The sequence below is a fragment of the Armatimonadota bacterium genome, assembly GCA_035527535.1.
Lineage (GTDB): Bacteria > Armatimonadota > Hebobacteria.
In genome coordinates, this window is record DATLAK010000038.1 from 14,361 (window position 1) to 39,737 (window position 25,377).

17 protein-coding genes are annotated in these 25,377 nt (G+C 68.0%); 4 read left to right on the forward strand and 13 right to left on the reverse strand.

The window, feature by feature from the left end; all coding sequences use genetic code 11:
- The first annotated feature begins 78 nt into the window (after positions 1-78).
- From VM221_02155 to VM221_02170, 4 genes are all read left to right on the forward strand, one after another.
- On the forward strand, positions 79-1,311 hold the full coding sequence (locus VM221_02155; GenBank protein HUT73621.1) for a glycosyltransferase: 1,233 nt from the start codon (positions 79-81) through the stop codon (positions 1,309-1,311).
- Complete coding sequence (locus VM221_02160) at positions 1,308-2,480, forward strand: glycosyltransferase family 1 protein (protein ID HUT73622.1); 1,173 nt, start codon at positions 1,308-1,310, stop codon at positions 2,478-2,480. The genes VM221_02155 and VM221_02160 overlap by 4 nt, the downstream gene beginning before the upstream one ends.
- Positions 2,481-2,592: 112 nt before the next feature.
- A complete protein-coding gene (locus VM221_02165; GenBank protein ID HUT73623.1) occupies positions 2,593-3,822 on the forward strand; it encodes a glycosyltransferase family 4 protein in 1,230 nt (409 codons plus the stop codon).
- A gap of 685 nt (positions 3,823-4,507) precedes the next feature.
- Complete coding sequence (locus VM221_02170) at positions 4,508-5,548, forward strand: alpha/beta hydrolase family protein (protein ID HUT73624.1); 1,041 nt, start codon at positions 4,508-4,510, stop codon at positions 5,546-5,548.
- A 51-nt stretch (positions 5,549-5,599) separates the two neighbouring features.
- Here VM221_02170 and VM221_02175 read toward each other — a convergent pair whose 3' ends face one another.
- From VM221_02175 to VM221_02235, 13 genes are all read right to left on the reverse strand, one after another.
- Positions 5,600-6,868: a gluconeogenesis factor YvcK family protein gene (locus VM221_02175; GenBank protein ID HUT73625.1), complete on the reverse strand. Its 1,269-nt coding sequence runs from the start codon at positions 6,866-6,868 to the stop codon at positions 5,600-5,602.
- Between the two features lie 66 nt (positions 6,869-6,934).
- Complete coding sequence (gene rapZ / locus VM221_02180) at positions 6,935-7,831, reverse strand: RNase adapter RapZ (GenBank protein HUT73626.1); 897 nt, start codon at positions 7,829-7,831, stop codon at positions 6,935-6,937.
- Positions 7,828-8,214, reverse strand: coding sequence for a phage holin family protein (locus tag VM221_02185; protein HUT73627.1), 387 nt, complete (start codon positions 8,212-8,214; stop codon positions 7,828-7,830). The genes rapZ and VM221_02185 overlap by 4 nt, the downstream gene beginning before the upstream one ends.
- A 43-nt stretch (positions 8,215-8,257) precedes the next feature.
- Positions 8,258-8,623 carry a methylated-DNA--[protein]-cysteine S-methyltransferase gene (locus VM221_02190; protein ID HUT73628.1) on the reverse strand — a complete coding sequence of 122 codons (366 nt, stop codon included), beginning with the start codon at positions 8,621-8,623 and terminating at the stop codon, positions 8,258-8,260.
- A gap of 167 nt (positions 8,624-8,790) precedes the next feature.
- The gene (gene uvrC, locus VM221_02195; GenBank protein HUT73629.1) at positions 8,791-10,671 is read right to left on the reverse strand and encodes an excinuclease ABC subunit UvrC; all 1,881 of its coding nucleotides are present in this window, start codon (positions 10,669-10,671) and stop codon (positions 8,791-8,793) included.
- A gap of 103 nt (positions 10,672-10,774) precedes the next feature.
- Positions 10,775-11,206 carry a DUF3883 domain-containing protein gene (locus VM221_02200; protein HUT73630.1) on the reverse strand — a complete coding sequence of 144 codons (432 nt, stop codon included), beginning with the start codon at positions 11,204-11,206 and terminating at the stop codon, positions 10,775-10,777.
- A 296-nt stretch (positions 11,207-11,502) separates the two neighbouring features.
- A complete protein-coding gene (uvrA, locus tag VM221_02205; protein HUT73631.1) occupies positions 11,503-14,406 on the reverse strand; it encodes an excinuclease ABC subunit UvrA in 2,904 nt (967 codons plus the stop codon).
- Positions 14,407-14,427: 21 nt separating this feature from the next.
- Positions 14,428-15,219 carry a DUF6602 domain-containing protein gene (locus VM221_02210; GenBank protein ID HUT73632.1) on the reverse strand — a complete coding sequence of 264 codons (792 nt, stop codon included), beginning with the start codon at positions 15,217-15,219 and terminating at the stop codon, positions 14,428-14,430.
- Positions 15,220-15,253: 34 nt separating this feature from the next.
- Positions 15,254-16,393 (reverse strand): trypsin-like peptidase domain-containing protein, encoded by a 1,140-nt coding sequence (locus tag VM221_02215; protein ID HUT73633.1) that lies wholly within the window; start codon positions 16,391-16,393, stop codon positions 15,254-15,256.
- A gap of 188 nt (positions 16,394-16,581) precedes the next feature.
- Positions 16,582-18,615: an excinuclease ABC subunit UvrB gene (uvrB, locus tag VM221_02220; protein HUT73634.1), complete on the reverse strand. Its 2,034-nt coding sequence runs from the start codon at positions 18,613-18,615 to the stop codon at positions 16,582-16,584.
- A 159-nt stretch (positions 18,616-18,774) separates the two neighbouring features.
- A complete protein-coding gene (locus tag VM221_02225) occupies positions 18,775-20,757 on the reverse strand; it encodes an invasin domain 3-containing protein (GenBank protein ID HUT73635.1) in 1,983 nt (660 codons plus the stop codon).
- A 42-nt stretch (positions 20,758-20,799) separates the two neighbouring features.
- Positions 20,800-24,285, reverse strand: coding sequence for a S8 family serine peptidase (locus tag VM221_02230; GenBank protein ID HUT73636.1), 3,486 nt, complete (start codon positions 24,283-24,285; stop codon positions 20,800-20,802).
- Between the two features lie 147 nt (positions 24,286-24,432).
- On the reverse strand, positions 24,433-25,377 hold a 945-nt coding region (locus VM221_02235; protein ID HUT73637.1), incomplete at its 5' end, for a hypothetical protein.

Genomic DNA, 25,377 nt, shown 5'->3' on the forward strand with positions numbered 1-25,377 from the left:
TCCGGTGGCAAGTCGAGGCGGATAGGGCAGATGCTTACGGCTGCGTGCCGTAGCGCCGTCGTGCTGCCAGGTGCTCTCATGTCCGTACGGATTCTTTATGTCAACCACGTGGCGCAAGTGAGCGGCGCGGAGACCGTGCTGCTCAACTTGCTCTCATCGCTTGATCGGGCCAGTTACGATCGGCGCGCGATATGCCCGGCTGCCGGCCCGCTGGCGGCGCGGCTGGAAGAGATCGGAGTCCAGGTTACGCGGCATCGGGTTCCCCTGCTGCGGCGCAGCGCACGTTCGGCGCTGCGCGAGCTGCCGCGGTTTCCGTGGTTCTCACGATGGCTGCAAGCATACCTGCGCGACCACGACATTGACCTGCTGCACGCCAACTCCCTAACCGCGCAATTGGCGTGCAGCCAGGCCGCGTGGGAGTGCGGCGTGCCCAGCATCTGGCACATGCACAGCATCCTCAAGCGGCGCTGGCCCAACGGCTGGGTCTTGCGCCGCGCGGCCCACAACGCCGACCGCATCATCTGCGTCTCGCGCGCGGTGGCGCAGGCGCTGGCGGCCGCCGGCATTCCCGCCGACAAGCTGGCGGTGATTCACAACGGCCTCGACCTGGAGCAGCGCTTTCTGCCGCGGGCCGCGACCGGCTTCGTCCACGCGCAATACGCGCTGCCGCGGGAGGCGCAACTGGTGGCGACCATTGGCCAGCTTGCTCCCGCCAAGGGTCAGGATGTCTTCATTCGCGCCGCCGCTTCCATCGCCGACGATCACCCGCAAGCGGTCTTCCTCGTCGTCGGCGCGTCCCTTTTCGGCGACCGCAAATGGCCGGCCCGGCTGCAGCGACTGGCCGCAGCAGCGGGGCTGAGGGATCGCATCATCTTCACCGGCGCGCGCGATGACATACCGTCGCTGCTGGCCGAGGTTCAGATTGCCGTTCACGCATCGGTGGCGGCGGATTCGCTGCCGACGGTGCTGCTGGAGGCGGGGGCGATGGCGAAGCCCGCGGTGGCGACGCAGTCGGGCGGCGCGGCGGAGATAATCGAGGACGGGCGCTCGGGTCTGCTCGTGCCCCCGGGTGATGTGGAGGCGATGGCGGCGGCGATCGAGTGCCTGCTGGACCACCCCGCGCGCGCGCAGGCGATGGGGGAAGCCGCGCGCCGGCGCATGGTTGCCGGGTTCTCGATTGAGGAGGACGTGCGCCGGGTGCAGGCGCTGTACGACGATCTGCTCGGCCGCGCGCCTTCCGTGCCCGCACCGCGCGCCGCGACTCCGGGAGACGCCCCCGCGATCATGCCGCCGCCGAGGGACGAGCAGTGAGAATCCTCTGCAACTGCGCGCCGGTGCACCTCGGCGGAGGGGTCGGGCGCTATGTCTCCAACCTGTTTGCGCACATGGCGCAACTTGCTGGAGATTGGAGCTTCGTCGTCGCTGCCAAGTCCGACGTCGGCGCTGAGATCCTGCCGGCTGATCCGCGATTCTCGCTGCTGGAGATTCCGAGGACGGCTGCCCGGAGCCCTGCCGTTCGCGTCGCCTGGGAGCAGACGCGCCTAGCCGCTCTCGCGCGGCGCATGCGCCCCGATGTGATCTTCTGCCCGGGCAATGTGGACCTATTGCTGGCATCGGGGGCAGGCCTGCCCTCGGTGGTAACGGTCAACGTCAGCCAGCCCTGGGTGCGCCCGCAGGAGTTCCCGCGCGCGGCGGGGCTGTATCTGCGCGTGTTCGTCAGCCTGTCGCGCCTCACCGCGACGACGTTCATCGCGCCCACCGAGACCACGCGGCAAGAGCTCATGCACGCGGTTGACATCCCGCCCGAGCGCATCGTTGCTATCCCTCACGGCGTGGACATATCCCGATTCCGCCCCGCCCGGCCCGGTGATGAATTGAGCGCCTGGGCGGTCGCACAAGGCATTCGGCAGCCGTACATCTTCTCTCTGTCCAGCATTTACAGGTGGAAGAACTTCGACACCCTGCTCAGGGCGTTTGCGGCGAGCGCGGCTCCTCGCCAAGGGGTGCAACTCGTCATCGCCGGCTGGCCGCTGGACGCGCAGGTGGATCGTGAACTGCGGCAACTATCCGCCTTATTAGGCGTCAGCGGCTCGGTGGCCCTCACCGCCGGCGTGCCGGAGCAGGAAGTGGCGGCGCTGTACCGCACGGCGCGCGCGTACGTTTTCCCGTCGTTCTTCGAGGGCTTCGGGCTGACCCAGATCGAGGCAATGGCGAGCGGCATACCGCTGGCGCTGTCGCGCGCGAGCGTGATGCCGGAGGTAGGCGGAGACGCCGCCATATACTTCGATCCCGAGGACGCGCAGGACATGGCGGCGGCGATCGAGCGCGTGCTCTGGGACGAGCCCTTGCGCGAGCGGCTGATCGAGGCCGGCCTGGAGCGCGCGCCGCAGTTCTCGTGGCGCGAGACTGCGCGGCGCACCATGGACGTGCTGGCCGCGGCGGCCGGTTCGCGGCGCGGTAGGCGGGGTCCGGGAAAATGACGCCGCGGCCAGAAGGCGTCGCGACGCTGGTGTCGAATGCTCTGGCAGTCCGCTGCCGCCGGCGTTCCACGCAGAGCGAGTAACGGCGCCGGCGAGTTCAGGAGACAAGCGGTTGAAGGTCCTGATTCTCAGCATGCATTATCGCCCGGACCAGACCGGAAACGGCCCCCTTGTCGGCGATCTCGCCGAGCATCTGGCCGCCCAGGGGCACGAAGTCAGCGTTGTCTGCGGCATGCCCTTTTTCCCCGAGCGTGTGATCCCGCCCGCCTACCGGGACAAGTTGGCCTGCCGCGAGCGCATTAATGGGGTAGACGTTTACCGCACCTTCGTGTGGGTGCGCCCGCGGGGGTCCAACCTGGACAAGGCGCTGCTGCAGTTGTCGTTCGCCCTGTCGTGCGTTTATGGGCTGCTGCGCGCGGGGCGGCCGGAGGTGGTGCTGTGCGTGTCGCCGCCGTTTCCCAGCGGCGTGCCGGGGCTGCTGGCGGCGCGGGCGTGGCGAGTGCCGTTCATCTTCAACATCCAGGACATCTTCCCCGACGTAATCGAGCGCCTGGGAGTGCTGCGGGACGGCTGGCTCATGCGCCTGCTTCACGTGGTGGAGAAATGGATTTACCGCCACTCGGCGCGGGTGGCGGTCATCGCGCCCAGTTTCGCCGATAACCTCGCGGGCAAGGGAGTGCCGCACTCGAAGCTGGCGGTGATCTACAACTGGGTGGACACGGATTTCATCCGGCCGCTGCCGCGGGACAACGAGGTGCGGCGCGAACTCGACCTCGACAACCAGTTCGTGGTGCTCTACGCCGGCAACCTGGGGCGCTCGCAGAGCCTGGAGGTGCTGCTGGAAGCGGCGCGCATGATGCAATCGGATCACACGCAGTTTCTCATCGTGGGCGACGGCACGCGCAAGCAGGCGTTGGTGGATCAGGCGCAGGCAATGCGTTTAACCAACGTGCGCTTCCTGCCGCTGCAACCGCGGGAGAAGCTGCCGCTGCTGCTGGCGGCCGCTGATGTCTCGGTTGTCCTGCTGCGCGAGGAGGCGTCCCACACCAGCCTTCCCTCCAAGATTCCCACCATCATGTCGAGCGCGCGGCCGCTGGTGGCGTCGGTGGCGCTGTCCTCCGACGCCGCGCGCATCGTCACCCAGAACCGCTGCGGCATCGCCGTCCCTCCCAACGACCCCGTCCCCCTGGTGGCCGCCCTGCGCGCCCTGCGCGACGATCGCGCCCTGTGTGATGATCTCGCGCGCCGCGCCCGCCGCGGGGCCGAGCAGTCGTTCAGTCGTCACGGCGCCCTTAGCGCCTACGAGGAACTGCTGCTGGGCATCGCCAACGGGCGAACCTAACGGTCGCGTCGAGCGGGGCAGCATTCGCCGCGAATGAGGCGGAAGTAGGTAGCTGTTTCTATTTTCTTGACTATCCCTGCGCTTGTTCTAACCATGAGGCGATTCGGAAACAAAGCGCGTGAGCATCCCCGCGCGCGCCAGGGTCGCGTGTCTGCAACGCCTGATGCGGGGCTGGCGGAACCCACGGCTTCCTACACTGTCGGTCGGGACATGCGAATCCGGCCTCATCCGACGCTCTTTGACTTTGGACCGAATGGTGGAACGAACGGCGGCGCCTTTCGCGATCCCGCTTTCATAGACAACAAAGACGCTTCCTATTCACCGCTGGGTGCCGTGGACTGCCGGTTCCTCCGCAGGGGTTGAAGATGCGGGCGGTCAGCGTGGACCTGAGCCGATTCGACGCCACGCTACGGGAGTTGTCGCAGGCATCGAGCCATTGGCAAGCAGAGGAGCCACCGCCTTCGGTCGTCCCTCCCCTGTTAAGAACCCGCATGCCTTTCTTCAGTAAACCGGTGAAGCGCCAGACCCTTCACGCGCTGGCCTTCATCCGCGGCATAGATGATCCAATCCCCAAAGCAGGAGGAATACTACGTTGAGTGATGCTCCCTCTCGCACCGTTCACGTGCCGCGCTATTTCACGTGCGAACAGCGCCTCGCCGAGCGCCTGGCGCGCTGCGGCCGCCAAATGGGTTTCAGCGCAACCGCAGGCGGCGCACCGCCCGCAGGCGGCGCACCGCCCACCGCAGAGGAGACCAGCGCATGGCAGCGACAGCTTCGCAGCGAAGTCTGGAGGCTCCTCGGCATGGACGCCATGGAGCCCTGCGAGGTGGAGGGCGTCGTGACCGAGCGCACACTCATGTCCGGCTACCTGCGGGAGCGGGTCGAGGTGCAAACCGAGCTGGGGGTCACCGCGGTCGCTTACCTGCTCATTCCCGAGGGGATGACACCGGGTGAGCGGCGACCGGTGGTGCTGGCGCCGCACGGTCATGCCAGCGCCGGGAAGCTCTCTCCCGCTGGTCGGCGGGATATTCCGGCGGTGGCTGAGACTATCGAGGCGCACTCCTATGACTACGGTGTGGCCTTCGTGCGCGAGGGCTGGGTGGTGTTGTGCCCGGATGCGCGAGGCTTCGGCGAGCGCCGCGAATCATACAGCCAGGGAGATGACGAGGCTCATTTCATCGGCGGCTCGTGCTGGCAGCTGGCGCACATGGCGCTGCCGCTGGGCTTGACCGTCGCCGGCATGTGGACGTGGGACCTGATGCGCCTCATAGATTACGCGGCGAAGCGGCCGGACTGCGACGCCAGCCGCATCGGCTGCGCGGGGCTTTCGGGCGGCGGGTTACAGACGCTCTACCTCACCGCCCTGGACGAACGCGTCACCTGCGCGGTGGACAGCGGATACTTCTACGGGGTGCGTGATTCCTTGCTGGTCCTGAGCGCGAACTGCGACTGCAACTACGTTCCCGGGCTGTGGTTGCTCGCCGACATGGGCGACCTGGGGGCGCTATGCGCGCCGCGGCCCCTGCTCATCGAGACCGGGGATGAGGATACCCTGAACGGGGAGCGCGGCCTGGCCAACGTACGCGAGCAGGTAGCGATCACTCGCCGCGCGTACGCGGCGCTGGGAGCGGAGGAGCGCCTGCGCCACGCCGTGTTCCACGGCCCCCATCGCTGGGACGGAACCGAGGCGATCCCCTGGCTGCGGCAGTGGTTGACGCGAATGTAGGGGCAAGGCATGCCTTGCCCTTACTGTCGAGGGGGCAAGCCCTGAGCGGCGTCAGTGACGCGCAGGGCCGGGGGCGCCTGATAACGACTCGAGGAGGCGCATGACCGCGCCCGCGAGCTTATGCGGGTCATGGCGGGCGAGGTCCGCGGTCCACAGCAGATCAGCCACCACCGCTCGACTTCCCAGCTCGGCGATAGCGTCCGGCTCGGGGTGCACCGGCGCGGCGCCCTCGCGGCGATAGGCCGCGAGCACCGCCGCCTGCGGCAGGCGCGAGTTCATCAGGCACACGGTGAACGGATTGCAGCCGAGATGGCGGATGATGGTCTCCAGGTGGCGGGCGGCGCCGTAGTCATCGGTCTCCCCCGGCTGGGTCATGAGGTTGCAGATGTAGATGACCGGCGCGCCGCAGCGGCGGATGGCATCCACCACCCCCGGCACCAGCAGGTTGGGCAGCACGCTGGTGTAGAGGCTGCCGGGGCCGACGATGATCGCCTGCGCCTGCTCGATGGCGCGCAGCATCTCCGGCAGCGCCGGGGCGTCGGCCGGCTCCAGGTGCAGGCGCGCGATGCGCCGCGGGCTGCCGGCGATAGTGGTCTCCCCCTCCAGGGTTGTCCCATCGTCCATTTCCGCCCGCAGACGGACATCGCTCAGGGTGCACGGCAGCACTCGCCCGCGAATGGCGAGCACCTTGCTCGTTTCCTCCACCGCGCGCCCGAAATCCCCGGTCACCCCCGCCAGCGCCGCGATCAGCAGGTTGCCGAAGGAATGTCCCTCAAGCCCGTGGCCGTTGTCGCGGAAGCGATACTGGAAGAGCTCGGTCATCAGCGGCTCGACTTCGGCGAGGGCGACCAGGCAGTTGCGGATATCGCCGGGGGGCAAGATCCCCAGGTCGCGGCGCAGGCGGCCGGAGCTGCCGCCATCGTCGGAGACGGTGACCACCGCGGTGATATTGCCGCTGTGGTGCTTGAGCCCGCGCAGCAGGGTCGAGAGGCCGGTACCGCCGCCCAGGGCGACCAGACGCGGGCCCTCCGCGCGGCAGCGCCGGGCGTAGAGCGCCTCCGCCAGGCGCCCGCGATCGCGGGGGCTGACCGCGGACACCACCGAGCACACCATCTGCCGCATGCCCCAGAAAGCAGCGCCGACGCCGAGCGCGACGAGCACTATGCCCACCACCCACAGCCGCCCGGGCAATCGCAGCCCGACGACCACGGTCGCGGCGCCCAGCCCCACCAGCACCAGGCCGAGGGCGCCCAGCGCCAGCCAGCGCTTGACTCCCAGGCCGGGCCACAGCCAGCGCAACATCCAGCGCACAATCTTCATCACTCTGCTCTCCCCCGTTGCTCCCATGCCCCCGGCCGGCTGCGCAGGGGCGGTTCGCGAACCGCGCTACCTGGCGATGTCGCGGTGCTCCACCAACGCCCGGTAGCCGTCGCTGGCGAGGTGAGCGGCCAGTTCCTCGGCCAGCACCACACTGCGGTGGCGCCCGCCGGTGCAGCCGAGGGCGATGGTCAGGTAGGCCCGGCCCTCCTGCGCGTAGCGCGGCAGGGCGAAGTCGAGGAAGTCGAACAGGCGCGCCAGGAACTCGTGCGCCACGGCGCCGGCGAGGACGTAGTCGCGCACCGGTTGATCTCCCCCCGACAGCGGGCGCAACTCCTCCACCCAGTGAGGGTTGGGCAGGAGGCGCAGGTCGAGCACAAGGTCGGCGTCTAGCGGCAGGCCGAACTTGTAGCCGAAGGAGACGACGGTGATGACCATCTCCCCGGCGCCGCGCGCGGGGAACAGCGAGCTGACCTCGCCCTTGAACTGCTGCACCGCGAGCTCGGAGGTGTCCATCACCTTGTGCGCGCGCTCCTGCAGACCCGCCAGCAACTCGCGCTCCCGGCGGATGCTCTCGAGCAGGGGAAGGCCGCCGCCCGCGAGCGGGTGACGCCGCCGGGTCTCCTTGTAGCGGCGCACCAGTACCTCGTCGGAGGCGGTCAAGAACAATATGCGGTAGTTGAAGCCTTGGCACTCAAGCTCGGCCAGGGAGGCGGCGAGATCGTCGAAGAAGGCCCCGCCGCGCACGTCTATCACCACCGCCGCGCGCGACACCTTGCCGCCGGAATGGGCGCACAGCTCGGCGAACTTTGGGACGAGAGTCGGCGGCAGGTTATCCACGCAGAAGAACCCCAGGTCCTCGAAGGCGCGAATCGCCTCGCTCTTGCCGGCGCCCGACAGGCCGGTGACGACAACCAATTCCACCCCCCCGCGCCGGGGCGTCTGGCGCGGCGTCTCCGCCATCATCGCACTCGCTCCCGACGATCGGGCACCAGCATCATCAGCACGCCGTTGATCGCGCTCATGATCGCCGCCCCCGCGGCCGCCCCCACGATCCCGTGCACCCGGAACCCGGGCATCCACTGCCCCACTCCCCAGAAGATTATCACGTTCATCACGAACGACACCACCAGCCCGAACAGCCCTAGTGTGAGCAGATTGATCGGCAAGGTTACGATCCTGAACACGAATAACACCGGCTTGAGCAGCGCATTGAGCAGGCCGATCACCGCCGCCGCCAGCGCCGCCTCCCATACCTGGTCGAGCCCCACCATCGCCTCCGGCAGGATGCTCGCCGCCGCCCACACGGCGATACTGAGCAGTATCCAGCGCAATAGGAGTGCGCGCATGGTGTTCGCTCCTTCCCTCGCTGCGGCGCGAGCGCCGACCCTGTTAGCATTCTCCCGGCGCGGCCGCGGCCCCTTCCAGCGCCAGCAGCCCGCGCTTGAGGTCGAGTCCGCCGCCGAAGCCCACCAGCCGGCCGTCGCCGCCGATCACGCGGTGGCAGGGAACGATGGGGGCCAGCGGGTTGCGCGCCATGACCTGCCCCACCGCGCGCGCGGCCCGCGCGTTCCCCGCCCGCCGGGCGACCTCGCCGTAGGTGCGGGTCTCGCCGTAGGGTATGCCTGCCACGGTGAGTAGGACGCGGCAGGTGAAATCGGGCAGCCCTGCCAGGTCGAGGGGAAGGCCGAAGTCTACCCGCTCACCGGCGAAGAAGCGGCGCAGGTCGCGCAGCGCACGGTGGAGCACTCCGGACACAGCCGAGACTTGCCCGCCGGTGGTTAGGCGAGGCGGCTGTGCCACATGGATTGCCCCTATTTGCGCCAGGGCCTGTGCAACCGTGGCGCAAGGCAACGTGCAGGCCGCGATGCCGCGCTGGGTCGCGCGTACGCCGACCCAACCTCGCTCCACATGCGCCAGCGCAATCATGCCTTCTTTTCCAGGTGCGCCCTTAGCGCCTGCGCCACCTTGCGCCCGACCCCGGGCACCGCCGCCAGTTCTTCAACCCCCGCGGCGCGCATCCTCGCCAGCCCGCCGAAGCGGCTGAGCAGCCGCCGTTTCAAGGTCGGCCCTACCCCCCGCACCTGGTCGAGGACGCTCTCGCGCGCCTGGCGCGCGCGCAGGGTGTGGTGATAGGCCTGGGCGAAGCGGTGGGCCTCGTCGCGCAGGCGCTGGAGCAGGTGCAGCGCGGGGGAATGGCCGGGCAGGATGAGCGGCGACGAGCGCCCCTCCAGATAGACCCAGTCCCGTTCCTTGGCGAGCGCGGCGATGGGAAGCGACAGCCCCAGGTCGTCGCGCGCGGTAATGGCTACGCCGAGCTGTCCCTTGCCGCCGTCCACCACCATCAGGTCGGGCAGGCGCGCGAACTTCTCCCGCGCCGCCGCCGCCCGCAGGCGGCGCGCCAGCACCTCGCGCATCATCGCGTAGTCGTCGGGGGCGCCGGTCTCGCCGCGGACGCGGAAATGCCGGTAGTCCGCCCTCTTCACCCGCCCCTGCTCGAACACCACCATCGAGCCCACCGAGTCCTGCCCGCGGATGGTGGAGATGTCATAGGCCTCGATGCGTTCGGGGGGGACGGGGAGGGCGAGCGCGGCCTGCAGGTCGGCCACCGCTGCGCGGCCGCGGCGCTCCTCGGCGCCGGCGCGGGCGTGGTGCTGCTCGAGGTGCAGCCGCGCGTTATCCGCCGCCAGCTCAAGCAGGTGCTTGCGGTCGCCGCGGCGGGGCCGGCGCACCGTGACCTTGCCCCCGCGGCGCTGCGATAGCCAATCGGCGATCACTCCGGCATCGGGGATATTCTCCCCCACCAGCACCTGCGCCGGGACGAACGCCGCCCGCCCGTAGTGCTGCCGCACGAAGTCCCCCAGCACCTCCGCCGGCGGCGCTCCCGAGGTCCCGTCCACCAGGTAGTGCTCCTGGCCCACCAGCCGGCCCTCGCGCACCGCGAAAACTACGACGCACGCCTCCCCCTCCTGCAGCCACTGGGCCATGATATCCGCGTCCCCGCCGCCCGCGAGCACCATCTTCTGCCCCTCGGTCGTGCGCTCGACGGCGGCGATCTTGTCGCGCAGGCGCGCCGCCTCCTCGAAGCGCAGCTCCGCCGCCGCCTGCTCCATGCGCCCGCGCAGGGCGACGAGCACCTTCCCCCCACGCCCGTCCAGCAGCAGCATCGCCCGCTTGACCATGCGCCGGTATTCCGCCGGGGTGACCTTGCCCACGCAGGGGGCGAGGCACTGGCGCAGGTGGAAGTTGAGGCATGGCCGAGATCGTTTCTCGCCCGGCTGCCAGTGGCAGCCGCCGCGCTTCTTGACCGACGCCACCAGCGCCTGGCGCACGCCAAAGATGCGCCGCACCAGCCGCACCGTCTCCCACATCGCCCGGGTGTTGGTGTAGGGGCCGAAGTAACGCGCGCCGTCGCGCTCCATCTTGCGCACCACCACCAGGCGCGGGTACTGCTCCTGCACCGTGACCTTGAGGTAAGGGTAGCGCTTGTCGTCGCGCAGGCGCACGTTGAAGCGCGGGCGGTGGCGCTGCACCAGGTTGAACTCGAGGATCAACGCCTCGACCTCGGAATCGGTGACCGTCCAGTCGAGATCGGCGATGCGCTCGACCAGGGCGGACTTGGCCCCCGCCAGCTCGGGGCCGGGCTGGAAGTAGGAGCGCACGCGGCTGCGCAGCGACTGCGCCTTGCCGACGTAGATGACCTTGCCCACGGCGTCCTTCATCAGATAGACGCCCGGGCGCGCCGGCAGCGACGCGAGCTTCTCGGCCAGGGTGGGGGTATGGGCCTCGGTGACGATCTCCGTCATGCTTACGCCGGATGACTGGAGGCGTACGGGCGCAGCGCCAAGCGATGCGGATTGCCGCCCATCATGTGGCACAGCCGCCCTCGGCTGTGTCCCTCCGGTACGTTCAGCGAGTGGAATCCGTCGGCTGCCTGTCGAGCGCCCTCGCGCAGGTCTCGGGTGCAATGCTCTCACAATGTTCGCGGCACCAGCGCATTGGCAGGAACCAGCGAGGCTCCATCTCCGCGTGCTTCAGGACCTCATCACCCATAATGCGAGTCACGGTTGCCGGGGCGGAGCCGTCGAGGTTTTCGAAAACCCACATCTGCCAGTTTGGATCCTTGCGCGCCGCGTCGAACTCGTTCTTGGTCAGATAGCGGAAGCCGCCGACGCTCCTCACGGCCCCGCCCGCCCCCTTCACCTCGATGTGCAATTCATCATCCCCCCTCGTCGCTGTCAAGTCATAGCCCGGGCCGCCGGTCGAGACCTGCCAACCGTCCGCCTTGAGTAACTCCGTTGCGAGCCGCATCGCGGCGTCCCGAATCTGCGTGGTTCTCATTCTGTTCCTCTTTGCTCGCCATCCCATTCATGCCCTGCTGTCCGCGGCGCGATGGTTCTCAGTCGGGAGGCGATCTCCTGCCCTGCGAGCGTAACGCCCTGGGGTCGGTCTCCTTATTGCTCACTGGCGTGGCTCCTCTCCGCGTCGTTTCGGCGCCGGCGCGGAGAGCTGACGCTCCGCTCGTTGATCACAGCCGAGGGCGGCTGTGCCACATCCTCCGGCGTCGGCGATGGCCTCTTCGCTTTCGCTCAGGATGACATCACTCGTCGCAGCCAGCGTCGAGGGACCCGCCAGGATCAGCAAGCGGGCTGTGCCACACGGGACCGCGCGCGGCGCGGCTTGGGCTTCTTGGCGCCTTCGTCGTTGCCCCCCAACAGCGCGCGTAGGAACTGCCCGGTGTAGGAGTGCCCAACCTTTGCCACCTCCTCCGGCGTACCGCGGGCGACGATCTCGCCGCCGGCGTCCCCGCCCTCAGGACCGAGGTCTATGATGTAGTCGGCGCACTTGATGACATCGAGGTTGTGCTCGATGACGATGACCGTATTGCCGGCGTCCACCAGGCGGTTGAGCACCTCCAGCAGCTTCTCGATGTCGGCGAAATGAAGCCCGGTGGTGGGCTCGTCGAGGAGATAGAGGGTTCTGCCGGTGGCGCGGCGCGACAGTTCCGCCGCCAGCTTGACGCGCTGCGCCTCGCCGCCGGAGAGCGTGGTTGCGGGCTGGCCGAGGCGGATGTAGTCGAGGCCGACATCGTGGATGGTTTCCAGCTTGCGATGAATCGCCGGGATATTGCGGAAGAACTCGAGCGCCTCGGCGACGGTCATCTCCAGCACCTCGGCGATGCTGCGGCCCTTGTAGCGCACCTGCAGCGTCTCGCGGTTGTAGCGAGAGCCGCCGCACTCCTCGCACGGGACATAGACGTCGGGCAGGAAGACCATCTCGATCTTGAGGATGCCGTCGCCGTGGCAGGCCTCGCAGCGCCCGCCCTTGACATTGAAGCTGAAGCGGCCGGGGCGGTACCCGCGCGCGCGCGCCTCCGGGGTCTGGGCGAAGAGCTCGCGGATGGCGGTGAAGGTGCCGATGTAGGTCGCGGGATTGCTGCGCGGAGAGCGGCCGATGGGCGACTGGTCTATGTCAATCACCTTGTCCAACACGCGCATGTTCTCGATGCGGTCGTGCTTGCCCCACGAGGTGCGCGCCCCCTGCAGCGCGTGCGCCAGCCGCCGGTAGAGGATGTCCTCCATGACCGTGCTCTTGCCGGAGCCGCTGACGCCGCTGAGACACACGAACACGCCCAGCGGGATCGGGATGTCCACGCCCTTGAGGTTGTGCTCGCGGGCGTTGCGGATGACCAGCCAGGAGCTGTCGGCGCCGAGTGGCGCGCGGGGCGCGCGGCGGCGGCTGGGCATGGGGATGCGGCGCTCGCCGCTGAGGTACTTGCCGGTGACCGAAGCGCGCTGCTTGACCAGGTCCCGCACCTTGCCGGTGGCGACCACTTCGCCGCCGCGCTCGCCGGCGCCGGGGCCGATGTCAATGATGTAGTCGGCGCTGCGAATGGTGGCCTCGTCGTGCTCGACGACGAGGATGGTGTTGCCGAGGTCGCGTAGCGCTTCGAGGGTGGCGAGCAGGCGGCGGTTGTCGCGCTGGTGGAGGCCGACGCTGGGTTCGTCCAGGATATAGAGCACGCCGGTGAGGCCGGAGCCGATCTGGGTAGCGAGGCGGATGCGCTGCGCCTCGCCTCCGGCCAGGGTCGCCGCCGTGCGGTCGAGAGTCAGGTAGTCCAGCCCGACGTTGAGCAGGAAATCGAGGCGGGCGCGGATCTCCTTGAGCACCTGGCGCGCGATGAGCTGCTGACGCTGGTCGAGGGCGAGCTGGGCGAAGAACTCGGCGGCGGCGCGCACCGACAGCACGGCGACGTCGGCGATGTTGCTGCCATTGATGCGCACCGCGAGGCTCTCCGGCTTGAGGCGGGCGCCGCCGCAGGCGGGGCACGGCTGGATGCTCATGTAGTTCTCCAGCTCGCTGCGGCGGTAGTCGGAATCGGTTTGCTCGTAGTCCTGCATCAGGTGGTAGAGCAGGCCCCGGAACGCCGTATCGTACACGCGCGGGCGACCGCCGCGGCCGCGGAAACGCACGCGCACGCGCTCGCCGGTGCCCTCCAGCAGCTTGTCGAGCTTGGCCTTGGAGATGCGGCTCAGCGGTGTCTGCGGGTCAATGCCGTACGCCTGCGCGGCCGCCCGCAGCAGCGAACTGAAATAGCGCGAGACGTCGCTCGCCCAAGGCAGCACCGCTCCCTCAGCCAGGCTCAGGGAGCGGTCGGGGATGATCAGGTCCTGGTCGAACTCGCGGCGCGTCCCCAGGCCGGTGCAGGCGGGGCAAGCGCCGTAGGGGCTATTGAAGCTGAACATGCGCGGCTCCAGCTCGGGGAAGCTGCGGTCGCAGCGCAGGCACGCCCCGTGCTCGCTGAAGTCAATCTGCTCGCCGTCAACCACTTGCACCGCGGCGACGCCGCCGCCGATCTTGAGCGCGGTCGCCATCGAGTCGGTCAGGCGCTGGCGCAAGCCGGGGCGCACCACCAGCCGGTCCACCACCACCTCGATCGTGTGCTGCTTGTAGCGCGCGAGCTTGATGTCCTCCGACAGCTCGCGCACTTCGCCGTCCACCCGCACGCGCACGAAGCCCTGCTTGGCGATGTCGTCGAGCACCGCGCGGTACTCGCCCTTGCGCCCGCGCACCACCGGCCCCAGCAGCAGGAGGCGCGTGCCCTCGGGCAGCGTCTCCACCGCGTCCACGATCTGCGCCAGCGACTGGCGGGCGATCTTCTGCCCGCACTGCGGGCAGTGGGGGGTGCCGATGCGCGCGAACAGCAGGCGCAGGTGGTCGTAGATCTCGGTCACCGTTCCCACCGTCGAGCGTGGGTTGTGGGTCGCCGATTTCTGGTCAATCGAAACCGCCGGCGACAGCCCGTCAATGGTATCCACGTCGGGCTTGTCCATCTGTCCCAGGAACTGGCGGGCGTAGGAGGACAGGCTCTCGACGTAGCGGCGCTGCCCCTCGGCGTAGATGGTATCGAACGCGAGCGAGGATTTCCCCGAGCCCGACAAGCCGGTGATGACCACCAGCTTATGGCGGGGGATCTCGACGGTGATGTTCTTCAGGTTATGCTGCCGCGCCCCGCGGACGATGATCTTGTCGAGCGACATTCTCGCACCCAGCCGTCGTGGCTACGCACATGCTAGCGCGTCCACAAGTGGCTTGAATTCGCTGCAGGCCCTGTACCTTTCGATATCAAACGTAGTCGGGCACCGGGCGCGCATTTCCACCCCATGAGGTAAGAAGGACTCGAACAGGGTCTGGGGCCTTCTGAGCTCAAGTATCTGCTGGGCCTCCGTGGGATACATATGACGGCCCCTAAGCCGCTTGGCACCGCCGGCCATTGGGTAGTCGGTGCCGTAACAGACGAACCGATCGGGCAGAATCATGCCGAAGTTCGGGCGTTGGTGAAGCTCAACGCTGGCGACGGCCTGTTGCAACCATTGCGCTATCTTCGCCGACCTGTTTGCGGTCGTGACCGCAAAGACAACGCCCAGTGGGCGATTGTCGCCAAAGCCGGTCTTGTCCCTGTCCTCCGCGTATTCACCTTGGTAGGCTTCCATAGACCGAACGCGCCTTATCTTCCCGACGTCTTCTCTCATGCCCTTTTCAGTGAGGGTCGTCTTGACCTCGATAACTGCCAAGACGCCCTCGATGGGGAAAAAGCCAACCATCGGGAACGGACCGGATTTCCGTGGGTCATAGATTACCACATCGCATTCGCGGCTGAACTTTGCGGCGCCGAAGGACGTTATTGCGCGACCTGAGGATATCTCGTACTGCTCGGGGACGAGACCGCGCAAGTAGTGACGCACGGCCGCCTCGATAGCCGACCCCTTGAGGTTACTACCAACGTCTTGGGGCGGCGTTATGTCACGGAGCGCCTGACAAAGCTGTGTGAGTTCGTTGAACTCAATAGCCATTCTTGCTCCTGTTACCGGACCCCTCGGTGCGCAGTCACGTCCGATCCAGCAATTGGAACAACTGGCCCGCGAGGTCGGGGCTGAGGCCCTTGAGTATTCTGAGTTCGTCGTGTGCCGCTCTGCGGCAATCTACTTTCGTCGCGGGGTTGTTCCAGTAGTCCATCAGTCCCAGGTAGCTCAGCGCCAGGTGGAAGTGGGCCTCAGCGAAGTCCGGCTTGAGACGAATGGCTTCCTTGAAGGCGTCTACGGCTTTCTCACGTGCGCGCAGGCGCGCGTAGACCACGCCCAGCCAGAAGTGTGCATCAGCAAAGCCCGGCCCTAGGCGAATAGCTTGCTTGAAGGCGCGCACCGCGTCGTGCCAGAGGCCCAGAGAATGAAGACAACAGCCGGCCTGTAACCAAGCGTCAAGATATTCGGGGCGCTCTTCCAGGGCTCTGCGAAAGAGCGCCAGCGCCTGCTCGAGCTGGCCCCGTGCTCGGGGTGCGTTGTAGTTTTCCGGCAACGCCGCCAGGCCCTGCTGGTACAGCGATTGGGCGCTTCCGGCGAGCGATGGAGGCGCGACTCTTGCGGGCGGCTTACGGGCTGCTTTCGTCAGTGGTGCTACGCGACCGATGTCCTTCAGTCTCGGCTTCACGTCGTTGATGGGAACGGCGAAGTTGAGGTTTTGCCCCTCCGTCATGTGAAAGGTGGCAACGCCAATGACCTCTCCCCGCAGATTCATCACAGGCCCGCCGCTGCTTCCAGGTGAGATCGGAGCCGTGATCTGCAAGCGCCGGCCGCCTTCAGGAGCCTCACGAACCGCGCTAACCATACCCTCCGAGGCCGTCTGCTCAAGGCCAAGAGGCGCCCCAAGGGTCAGCACGCCGTCTCCCTGCCGAACCTGGTCCGAGTCGCCCAGTGGCGCGGTTGGCAGATCCTTGCCCTCCACCTTGAGCACCGCGAAATCCGCCTCGGTGTCCCGGGCCAGAAGTCCCTCCACCTCGAAATACGCGCCAATTGGGAGCGTCACCCGCGCAGCCGCGGCTCCGGCGATAACGTGGCACGCCGTGACCACCATCCCGTCGGGGGCGACGATCACGCCGCTTCCCTGGGTTGTCTGCTCGCCTTTCTCGTTGAAGCAGACCACCGTTACCACGGCCGGGCTTACTTGCGACAGCGCATCCCTTGTGTGCATGCACCCCTCCGTGCTCGGCTTCCTTGCGGCCTCACTACTATCTTATCCGATGCCATGAGGGTTCCGTCATGATCCGCAGATTGCGCCGCGCAGGGAGCTCAGCGGCACAGCGTGCTGTGCCGAATCGGGAGGGCGCGGCATGCCGCGCCCCACAATCTGCGAAATCCGCGCAACCCGCGGATGGTCCTCTATCTCTGCTTGCGCCCGCGGGCGCCGCGGCCGGCACGCGCTGCGACCGGCTTGCCCGCCACCGCGCGCCGCCCCCGCAGCGCGACGATCTGGTCGCGGATGTGCGCCGCCTCCTCGAAGCGCAGCTCCGCCGCCGCCGCGCGCATGTCCGCTTCGAGATCGGCGATGATGTGCGGGAGCTGCGCCTCCGGCCGCCCCTCGCCCGCGTAGTAGAGCGCCGGTTCCTCCGCCGCGCGCTCCGCCGCCGCCAGCAGCTCGCGGATCTCCTTGCGGATGCCCTCGGGGGTGATGTTGTGCTCGCGGTTGTACGCGATCTGCATTTCGCGGCGGCGGTTGGTTTCGTCAATCGCGCGGCGCATGGAGTCGGTGATGTCGTCGGCGTACATGATGACCCGCCCCCAGACGTGGCGGGCGGCGCGGCCGATGGTCTGAATCAGGCTGGATTCCGAGCGCAGGAACCCCTCCTTGTCGGCGTCGAGGATGGCCACCAGCGACACCTCCGGCAGGTCCAGCCCCTCGCGCAGCAGGTTCACGCCCACGACGACGTCGTAAACCCCCAGCCGCAGGTCGCGCAGGATCTCGCTGCGCACCAGGGTCTCGATCTCCGAGTGCAGGTAGTGCACCTTGAGCCCCAGCTCCGCCAGGTACTCGGTCAGATCCTCCGCCATCTTCTTGGTCAGCGCCGTCACCAGCACGCGCTCGCCGCGCGCCGCGCGCGCATTGATCTCGGCGATGAAGTCGTCCACCTGCCCCCGCGTCGGGCGCACCTCCAGCTCGGGGTCCACCAGCCCCGTGGGGCGGATGACCTGCTCCACCACCTGCGCGCTGATTCCCAGCTCGTGAGGCCTGGGGGTGGCGGAGGTGAAGATGGTCTGCCCGTGGAGCTGCTCGAACTCGTCGAAGGTCAGCGGGCGATTATCGAAGGCCGACGGCAGGCGGAAGCCGTGCTCGACCAGGCTCAGCTTGCGCGAGCGGTCGCCCTCGTACATGCCGCGCAGCTGCGGCACCGTCTGGTGTGACTCGTCGAGCACCAGCAGGAAATCGTCGGGGAAATAGTGGAGCAGGGTGTAAGGGGGCGTGCCGGGAGCGCGGCCGTCGAGGTGGCGGGAGTAGTTCTCGATGCCGTTGCAGTAGCCGATCTCGCGGATCATCTCCAGGTCGTAGCGGGTGCGTTGCTCCAGCCGCTGCGCCTCCAGCAGCTTGTCGTGTTGGCGGAAGTAAGCGAGGCGCTCCTGGAGCTCGTCCTCGATGGCGGCCAGCGCCCGCTCCAGCTTGTCCCACGGAGAGACGTAGTGGGAGGCGGGGAAGATGACGGCGCGCTCCCGGTCCTCGACCACCTCGCCGGTGAGGGGGCTGATGACCGTGATGCGCTCGACCTCGTCGCCGAAGAGCTCGATGCGGGTGATGAGCTCCTTGTCCACCGAGTGCACCTCGAGCACGTCACCGCGCACGCGGAACTTGCCGCGGGTGAGGTTGACGTCGTTGCGCACGAACTGCATGTCCACCAGGCGACGCAGCATGGCGTCGCGGTCGTGGGCCTGGCCGCGCTCGACGGTCAGGGTGATGCGCTCGTAGTCCTCGGGCGAGCCCAGGCCGTAGATCGCCGACACGCTGGCGACGATGATGACGTCGCGGCGCTCGAACAGCGCCTGGGTGGCGGCGTGGCGCAGGCGGTCAATCTCCTCGTTGATGGAGGCGTCCTTCTCGATGTAGGTGTCCGACTGCGGCAGGTAGGCCTCGGGCTGATAGTAATCGTAGTAGCTGACGAAGTACTCGACGGCATTGGCGGGGAAGAACTCGCGCAGCTCGGTGCACAGCTGGGCGGCCAGGGTCTTGTTATGAGCGATGAGCAAGGTCGGCCGCTGCACTTGGGCGATGACGTTGGCGACGGTGAAGGTCTTGCCCGAGCCGGTGACGCCCATCAGGGTCTGGTAGGCGTCGCCGCGGCCCAGCCCCTCCACCAGCCGGGCGATGGCCTGGGGCTGGTCGCCGCTAGGCTCGAAGTCGGAACGGAGATCGAACTGCTTGCTCATCGCCGGGCGCGGTCCTCGACTAATTATAGCAGGAACGCGGGGGCCCGGGGAGCAACCGGCGTGCAGCGGCCGGGGCGAACTTCGATGTGGTGGCGATGGCCGCCTCCGCCGGCGGGCAGAACGGTGATGGCTGCCGGCCGCGGTCGTCCACTGGCGGGATCACAAACCCAGGGGAGCGAGCTCGATCCAGACCGTCTTGCCGCCGCCGTAGCCGTACCCGTAGCTGCCCGAGCCGTAGTTGCCGGTCGGCGAGTAGCACAGCAGCAGCTCGTACGGGCCGAGCGCGCGGCCGACGGCGACGCGCGAGTTGAGCGATTCGGAGGTGCTGAATCGCGCGTAGCTGCCGCGCAGGTCGAGGCGCCAGGGGAACTGGCCTTGGCGTTCCGGCAGCGGGAGCCGATAGCTGATGCTGCCGGAAGCGAACACGCTGTCGCGGTCGAGGTCGTAGCTGCCGTATCCGGAGGCGCTCCACAGCAGGCCTTGGCTGAGGTAGGCGTTGAGGCTGATCTGCTGGCGCCCGTAGGAGTCGTAGTAGCCGCCGCGCGAGAGGTTGTAGTTGTAGGACAGCGACATGCTGCCGAGGCCGCCCAGCACCTGGCGCAGCACCGCCCGCGCGTCGAAGGTGCTGCGCAGCCCGCCGATCTGCGCCCATTGGTACTGCTGCGCGAGGTCGAGGGTCGCGGAGGTGCGCTTGCTCATCTCCCACGCCGGCGGCGCGAGACCCACCCCGGCGCCCGCGCAGATGCCCCCGCCGTAGCTCGTCTGGCCGCCGCCGTAGCCTAAGTTGCCGGTCACGTCGTAGCCGACGCCGCTGTGGCCGAGCTCGCGATTCCGCCAGCGCATGTTGGCGTCCAGCGACCAGTTGGCGGAGCCGCCGAAGGAGTTGCTGAGCGCGATGACATCGAGGTCGGCGTCCGACAGGCGGCGCGAGTAGAGGGCGCGGGCGGTAAGGGACCCGGGGTAATCGGGGCTGAAGCGATAGTAGTTGACGGCCATGCTGGCCCTGCCGGCAGCGCCGAGATCGAGGCGGTGATCGAGGCGCACGCTGCGCGTGCTCTCGGTGACGTCGTCAACCGTGAGCGTCCCCGTGGAGCGGGGTCCCAGGCGATATTGCTCCTGCGCCCCGAGTGACCAGCCGGTGCCGCCGTAGCCATAGCTGCCGCTGGCGCGGTGGCGCAGATGGAGCGACCCCGCGTGGCTGCGGTCGGCCGCGTAATAGAAAGGCAGATCCAGGTTCACCCCTCCGTTGGAGCTGAAGCTGAGGACCTGGTTGAGCAGGCTGCGCTGGCCGCTCAGGGGAGCAACGTAGTAGGGGAGCGACACAATGCGCCGGTTGCCGACATAGACGGTGGCGTCGGTGAACTGGATGCGTTCGCGGGGGAAGACGATCGCATCGCGGGCGACGATCCAGGTGCTGGTGTCGCCGGTATCGAGGGGGGTGAAATCGGCGCCGGAGGACGCGTCCTGGGTGGTGGATTCGAGATCGTCGGCCTGGAAGGAGATGCGCTCCACCGTGTCGCGCGCCCGCAGTATGCTGCCGCGTCCGCTCGACACCCGGTAGAACAGGCGGTCGCCCTCGATGATCGCGTCGCCGCCGCACACGCGCACGTCGTGCTGTGCCCGCAGCACCCCGCGGCCCACTTCGTACTGGATATTGCCCGCTTCGACCACCAGCTTGCCCTGTTCGGCGCGGGCGCTGTCAGCGGCGGTGATGCAGTCGTAGTCGGCGCTGTAGGCGACGTAGCCGGCGGCGATCCTGATCATCGGCGCGTCGGTGGTCTGGGCCCGGGGCGCGCTCCCCCGGAACTCGACGACGACGGCCTCCCGCTGCCCCGCGACCACTACCGACACCTCGGCGGTGCCCGGGGTGGCGCTGCGCAACTCGGTGCGGACGATGCCCGCGGAGGTCATGGCGGTCTGGGGCTCAACCGTGCCCAGGGTGGTGACGAAGGCAACCTCGGTGCCGTCGGGGGCGGGGGCGCCGAGGTCATCGCTGACGCTGACGGTGACGGCGCAGGGGTCGCTGCCGGCGGACAGCCGCGGCGGCTGCGCCCGGACGTCAATGCGGTAGCCGGCGCCCATGGCGGCCGGCGCCAGCGCCGCCAGCACTACCGCCCACAGGTATGGGACTGCCCTGCTCATTGGCATCGTCAGGCAGCCGCGCCACGAAACGATGCGGCCAGCCTACTGCGGCATCGCCCAGTAGTCCTGCCTGCCGTTGGGATATTGGTAGTCGTAATCGCGCTCCTGGAAACCAAGCACCCATGGATCCTGGCCCAGCGCCCAGAAGCTGATGGGCGGGGTGTGTGCAGGCGGTCCCACCTTGAGCCGGGCCTGATAGCCGGGATCCGGCCACCCCGTGAGTGGATCTATCGGCGTGAACTGCCAGCCGGCCTTTTCCACCGTGACATCGTAGATGTCAGCGGGCATCGCGGTCTGGTAGTAGTACCCGTTGGAGCGGGTGGAGGTGTGGAAGACACGGCCGCTGGCGCGCCCGGAAAGCGTCACCCGGGCGTTCGGCACGGGGCGGTCCCACAGGGTGCGCGCCAGACCGCTGGCGGAGTAGGTGGGCGCCGGGGAATCGCCCCAGAAATAGAAGGCGGCGGTGGTAACGGGCCCGAACCAGCTGACGACCGGCAGCTGTCCCTCCACATGATCCTCGTTGACCGCCACCTCAAAGGTGTATCCGCGCTTGCTCACGGTAATATAGTAGTAACCTTCGCGGAAGACCTGCACCGTTTGCCCGTTCTCGACGTACTGGCCGCCCAGGCGGGCGAAGCCCTGGGAGTTGGTCTGGCGGGTCTGCACCACGCGCCAATCGCCGTCCGAGCGCCAGACCGTGACCGTGGCGCTGGCGATGGGGCTCTTGTTGGGGTAGAGCGCGTAAACGTCAATCGTGCTGTAGATGAGGGGGCTCAGCCAGAAGTTCTGGCTGGCGCTCTCGCGGTTGGGCAGCTCGAGCTCGCGATAGGGAGGGGTAATCCAGCGGTCCGGCGCCACGGTAGGTTCGATGTAGTAGTAGCCGGGGTCCAGTTGCGGGACCGTGTAGTGCCCGCCGGCATCGGTGACCGCCGCATAGGTGGCAGCAATCCTACCGGCACTTTCCCGGTACACGTCCAGCTCAACCCCGGGCACCCCGCGGCCGGCGCTGTCCCAGACGTAGCCCGCGATCTGGTAGCGCACCGCCACCGACGCCACGAAGTCAACGCCGGTCACGTCGTGGTTCACCACGTCCACGCGGCGCTCCGCCGGCGTGAACTCGTGGAAGCGCTTGCTGGGGGTGATGCGGTAGCGCCCTGGGAGCAGGTTGGTGATACGGTAGGTGCCGTCGGCGCGGGTGCTGCCGGTGACGCGGCGGCCGGGCGAGGTGGCGATGCCTTCGACGCTGATGGCGGCGTCGCCCACGGGCCGACCGGTGACATCGGCGATGCGGCCGCTGATGCTGTAGGTGGTGGCGGTGGTGCCGGTCATGACCAGGGCGTACGGCTGGGGCGAGTATGGCAAGTTATACCCCGAGACCTTGACATAGTAGGTGCCCACCAGCGGCCTCGAGAAGTCGAGTCGCTCCACGTTGTTGATGCGGTCGGAGGCGGGCACCGTGCCGAAGTTGCCGCGGTATATGCTACCCCGGGGATCAACCACCGTCAAATCAAGGTCATTGACCAGCGCCGATGACGTGTAAGGCGCAGCAGGGGCATCGGTCCACACCAGGGTCACCGCCAGCGGCACGCTTGCGCTGGTGACCACCAGCGGGTGGATATCCACCGCCCCGGTGTCGGTGATCATGCCGTAATCGTGGAAGATGAGGCTCGCGCCGGCGTGGGCCCGCTGCGGGAAGAGCGAGTTGCCGATGTCGGGCCGCCCCCACCCCTGGGCGCCGTCGGGACGAGCGTGGATCTCTTGCTTCGACCCCGTTCCATACTGCCCCGGGGCGAGGTCGCGGGCGCCGTTGATGAGGGTGGCCTTGACCAGGGCGCCGGTGGGGCTGCTGTGGCCGCGCACCTTCTCGTAGTACTCGCGCACCAGCGCCGCCGTGCCGGCGGTGAGCGGGGTCGCCATGCTGGTGCCGCCCGAATAGAGATACCAGTCGTTGTAGATGCCCCACAGCTCTTCGACCCCGCTGTGATGGCCCAGCTTGCCTCGCGAGTAACAGGAGATGATGTTGGTGCCCGGAGCCACCACGTCGGGCTTGATGCGGCCGTCGGTGCACGGGCCGCGGCTGCTGAACGCGGCCATGCCGGAGGGATTGTCGGAGATGTAATCGGAGGCGATGGGATCGGCGAAGTAGCCGAAGATGTCCCACGTATAATCCGCGAGCCCGCCCCACCCGGAGTTCGGCGGGCGATAGCTCTCGCTCGCGCCGACGCTGATGCAGTTCTTGGCGGTGGCGGGCTGGCCGATGCTGGTGGCGTCGATGATCCCGTCGCCGTCCTCGTCATACCCGTCGTTGCCGGCGGCGAAGAGGATGGTCATATCAGGATGACGCCACAGGTAGTCATCCACCATGAACGATTCGTAGGTGTAGCTGCCGAAGTAGTAGGAGGCGCCCCAGCTATTGGTGTGGATGCGCGCCCCGGCCTGGTAGGCCTGGCCGAAGAGCTGCCCGAAGTCGTCGGGGAGGCCCGATAGGAAACCGGCGGCGTCCATCACCGACTGGAAGACCAGGCCCGCCTCCGGCGCCATCCCGGCGAAGGAACCGGTGTAGTAGTGTGTCGGGGCACTGGAACCGGACATCGTGCCGTTACCCAGCACCGAGCCGGCAACATGGGTGCCGTGACCACCTTCCGCCACCGGCGGCGTCGTGCTGTCGCTCCAATCACCAGTGCGGCCGCGGGCGAAAGCCTGCACCAGCCGCGGCTGCCCGGCAGCGTTCAGAAAGTCGGGGTGGAGATTGGCGGCGTTCCCGGTATCGAGCCCGGTGTCGGCGATCCCCACGATCTGGCCGCCGCCAAACAATCCGTAGTCCTGCCAGACGTCCACCCCCCACGGCAGGCCCGCGACATTGCTGACGTTGAGATAGCGCTGGCCCTGGTCGTTGCGCAGCTCCGGCATCCGGTACTCCTGGATCCACTGCACCTCGGGCAGCGCCGCCAGGTCGAGCACGGCGGCCGCGGGTGTGCGCACCAGCACCGATGGGGTCGGCTCCCAGGCGCCGCCCAGGCGCCACAACTTGCGCTGCCGAATGAAGCTGTTCACGCGGTCCAGCGTCTCTCCCGGGAACAGCTTGACGACCACCGTGAGGCCGCGCTTGGGGTTGCTCACCAGGGAGCCCCGGTACTTCCAGCGCGCGGGAAACGGGCTCACCCACCGCACGACCGGCAGCGCAGCGACGCGCGAGGCTTCGGCCGCGGTCATGCGCGCGGCGAACGCGTTGCGCGGCACGTAGTCAACAAACACCGCCCCCAGATCGGCTGCCTGGCGTTTCCACGCCCAGCGCACCGGCCCTTGGAACTGCACCACGTAGTAGCCGCGGTCGGGGGAAATGGTGGAGCCGAGGGTGGTCGCGGCCGCCTGGCGCGCCTGCACAACCGCGGCCGGCTCGGCGCACTTCGGATCGAACTGATCCTCGCCGGCCAGGATCGGCATGTAGAGCTCCGCCCAAGCGGACGTCGCCGCCATGCCCAACGCAAGCACCAGCGCCACCGCCGTACCCCGAGCACAAGCCTTCATCTCCGCGCCCTCCCTCGTTCTCGCACGCTATCCCCCAGTGCGCAAGCCGGGACCTGTCCCGCGGGAGAGGTCCCGGCTATGTCATCTCATGCGGGCTCCCGCTGCCCGTGCGCGCCGATCGGCGCTACCTCAGTCGTTGACAGCGCATCATTGAACGCTGATCGCAATCCGCTGCGGGTTGGGCGTCGCCAGATAGGTGATCGTGCCCGGCGTCGGCGTGAGCAGGCCAATCTGGCTCCCGTATGGGCTGTCAATCGCGTTCAGGCCGTCGGTCTTCACGATCACGTCCACCCAGATCGTGGTGTCTGCCGCCACGGCAATCGGCAGCGGTTCGGCGCCGATGGCGGGCGGATTGACCGAATGCACGCGGAAGGTGGCGTACTGGAACGGATAGACCTTCGCCCCCGCGTCTGGGGCGTTACTGATGTAGATGGTTCCCTGCTGAGTTCCGGCGTTGTGTATCGAGAACGCGTTGGCTATCAACTGCAGACCGGGACCGATCGGGTAGGTCTGGGTCAGCACCGCATTGGTGTCGGGGTAGTTAATCTCGAAGCGCACGCCGCCGCCCGGCGGCGGGTTGACGGTCATCCCGAGCGTCCCTTGCGCATCGGAGCCCGGCCCGCCCTGCGGCGAGCCGGCGAAGATGGTAAAGGTGCCGGCCTCGGCTTCGTCCAGCAACTGGACCGACAGCAACGTGGTCGCCGTGCCGCCAACGGTGAAGGCGGGATTGGACTGGAAGCTCACGGTGGCGTCGGTGACGTTGGTCGGGCTCTGTATCGAGAAATAGACCGGGGTGTTGTCCTGCACCGCGTTGCCGAACTTGTCGGTGAGGGTGGCGGTGATGACCCAGGGGCCGCCCGGCAACTGCAGCGGGCCGCCGCTCACCGAGACCAGCGCGATGCTCCCGGCGGGCCCGCCCGCGCCCACGTATTGCCCGATCGAGAACGACGAATAGGTGTCAATTATCGTCGGCACTGTAGCCTTCACCGCCATGTAAGCCGTGCTTCCCAAGTTGGGGAACGCCTGGGGGGTGAAATCGGCGGAGGTGCCGCAGATGTGGATTCCTCCGGGCGACACTCCCATTTCGGTGGC